We start from the raw sequence: 2,293 nt of genomic DNA, 5'->3' as shown, positions 1-2,293 counted from the left end.
TTTTCATTTTTACCTGTAGCTTCCGAAGCTTCCTTAATACTAATAGACTGCATATCTTATTTTATTTGACCTAGACAAATATAGACGTTTTGTCCACCCAAAAAAGAACCTATAAATGACTGTCTACCTTTAAAATTATGGTTGTATAGGCCAGCTAAAAGAAAAAAAATACGTTTTCGGCTTAGATAATGGCGAGAAATAAAAAGGCATACAAATCAATATTAAGTGTCTATCTTTTTCTTCTAGGTCGCCTTTCTTCCTCTTGTTCAGGCTCCTGATTTGCTGAATTAAAAGTTATTCCTCGGTCTTTATTAGCTTCAAGTAGCTTTTCACTGTATTCATGAAGTCTATTGTACAACTGATCATGATCGGGGTTTGTATGCCATGTTGCCCAGGGGTTTTGATTAGGTTTTATCTCCAACATTTTCTCTCTTATTGCCTGGTCTACAACATGGACAGAATAGGCGTTTTTAACGCTCTTTTCTCGGACGTAAGCCGTTAACTCTGTTTCTTTACTTAATATAGCATTGGTAGTTAAACCTTGGTCTATACGTCCCCATTTTGCGTCTATTGCTGAGCCTTTAATGCTAATTTCATTTCTTCTGAACGATACTCCAGATATTCCGCTTGCTTGGGTGCTAAATTTTACATCGACATTTTCTGCTTTGAGACGTTCCTTAAATTGTTCCGGAGAGGTTACTGATCTATCCCTCAAAATAATGTTAATCTGTAGCTGTATGGCGAATTTTTCATTATAAATTGCTGGATTTTTATCTGCAATTCTCTTTTTCTGACTTCTTGGTTTAGATGCTTTATAATCTTCCTTTTCTTCGTTTGTAACATATCTAAAGCCTTTTTCTTGTGTAGGATCATATAAAACAGTTCTGCCTGTGTTCGCCTTAATCCTTGCTCTTGCTCGGCTTTGTCGCAAGCTACCTGCAGGCGGTCCTTGATCCGGTGATCATTGAGCAGCTCCCCATCCATACCTACTCGGTTGGCCACTATATGGTAATGATCATGTTCTTTGTCTTTATGCTGTACTATCACATACTGATGGTTGTTCTTTTCAATACCAATATCTTTCAAAATACTATCGATGGCTTGCCTAGCCTGTGCATTGTTTAATTTTTCATCCGGATGAAATTAATCTGGACGTGCAGCACTGGCTTTTGAACGGTCTTCCTATCATCCGACACCTCACGCATTTGTTTTCCCATTTCTTTACTCGAGCCGTAAACTTGGTTCAGCTCGAGAACTTTTGCACGTTCTTCTTCAGGATACTTTTTAGCTTCCTGAAGGGCATAGGATATCGCCTTTGAAAATCCGTTTCCTGTGTTAGCGTTTGCGGTAGGCATAGCGTATTTTTTCTATGAGTTCTCTCAAAGTACTGGTTACTTCTGGCGGAATAACACCGGTAGAGTTGGCATGTCTAGTGAGTTGATTTAGGTTATTTGCTATCCCGTTCAATATCTTTTTTTCTTCCCCCTCAATCTTAATGATACTGCCGGCAAGCAACATTTTTCGGGCATACTCGCTCAAGGAAGCTCCAGCTTCATTGGCTTTGTCCTGGATGATTTTTTATCCGAAGGGGATACACGAAGGATGATATTGGTTTCTTTTTCCATCTTCAAAAACTTGTTTTTTGAAGTAAAGCTGGGGCAATAGCGAAGCGCTTTTGTCCTGGGCTTTTTACCCAAAAAAGTAGCGCAGCGTTAAGCTTTTTTGCGAGGGATGGCGATGAATATAATGTAGTGAAACGAAATGTATATACATCTGCCCCCCTCGCTTCTTTACGATTGCTAAGATATTGATTATAAAAACCTCATCAAAGGGTTTTTATAATCAATATCTCCCAAACTATACTTGTTTTATTCGAAGTCTAAATCTTGTTTTATAAGTATTTTGTCATTCAGATAATCAAATATTTTTTCTTGATTACTCTTTGCGCTTTTAATACACGCTGGTGGATTTGACAATTCATTTTGATACTTATCATGAAGCATGCCCCACTTTTTTATAATATTAGCTTCTGTAAAGTTTCCACCATTCGACAGTATTTCAGAAATTTCAATTTTATCGAGAATTTCGTCATCGTTAAATTGTTGATCCAACAAATCAAAAGGATTGTAAGGGCTACGATTGGATCCAAAAACTATTCCAACCGTTTCTTTTAGTTGTTCACGAGCAAATATCATAACTAATAATCTGGTGGTTATTAAATCAATATTCTTTTGCGAGTTTATTAAAGACTTTGATAATCCCCAGTAAGCCAGGTTTGCAATACGACTGCTTT

General features: G+C 37.3%; 5 protein-coding genes. All 5 read right to left on the bottom strand.

Annotated elements, in window-relative coordinates; all coding sequences use genetic code 11:
- Window positions 1-229 precede the first annotated feature (229 nt).
- On the bottom strand, window positions 230-715 hold the full coding sequence (locus tag L950_RS24995; protein ID WP_021191311.1) for a hypothetical protein: 486 nt from the start codon (window positions 713-715) through the stop codon (window positions 230-232).
- Entirely contained in the window at window positions 712-1,086 is a 375-nt protein-coding gene (locus L950_RS24990; RefSeq protein ID WP_021191310.1) for a relaxase/mobilization nuclease domain-containing protein, read from the bottom strand. Before L950_RS24990 ends, L950_RS24995 begins: the two co-directional genes overlap by 4 nt.
- 35 nt (window positions 1,087-1,121) lie before the next feature.
- The gene (locus tag L950_RS24985) at window positions 1,122-1,355 is read right to left on the bottom strand and encodes a hypothetical protein (RefSeq protein WP_021191309.1); all 234 of its coding nucleotides are present in this window, start codon (window positions 1,353-1,355) and stop codon (window positions 1,122-1,124) included.
- Entirely contained in the window at window positions 1,336-1,572 is a 237-nt protein-coding gene (locus L950_RS28240) for a plasmid mobilization protein (protein WP_410528162.1), read from the bottom strand. The genes L950_RS24985 and L950_RS28240 overlap by 20 nt, the downstream gene beginning before the upstream one ends.
- A 296-nt stretch (window positions 1,573-1,868) precedes the next feature.
- On the bottom strand, window positions 1,869-2,293 hold a 425-nt coding region (locus L950_RS31205; protein ID WP_037526874.1), incomplete at its 5' end, for a hypothetical protein.

The sequence above is a fragment of the Sphingobacterium sp. IITKGP-BTPF85 genome (assembly GCF_001006065.1).
Classification (GTDB): Bacteria; Bacteroidota; Bacteroidia; order Sphingobacteriales; family Sphingobacteriaceae; genus Sphingobacterium; species Sphingobacterium anhuiense.
This window is presented reverse-complemented; position numbering and strand designations above follow the sequence as displayed.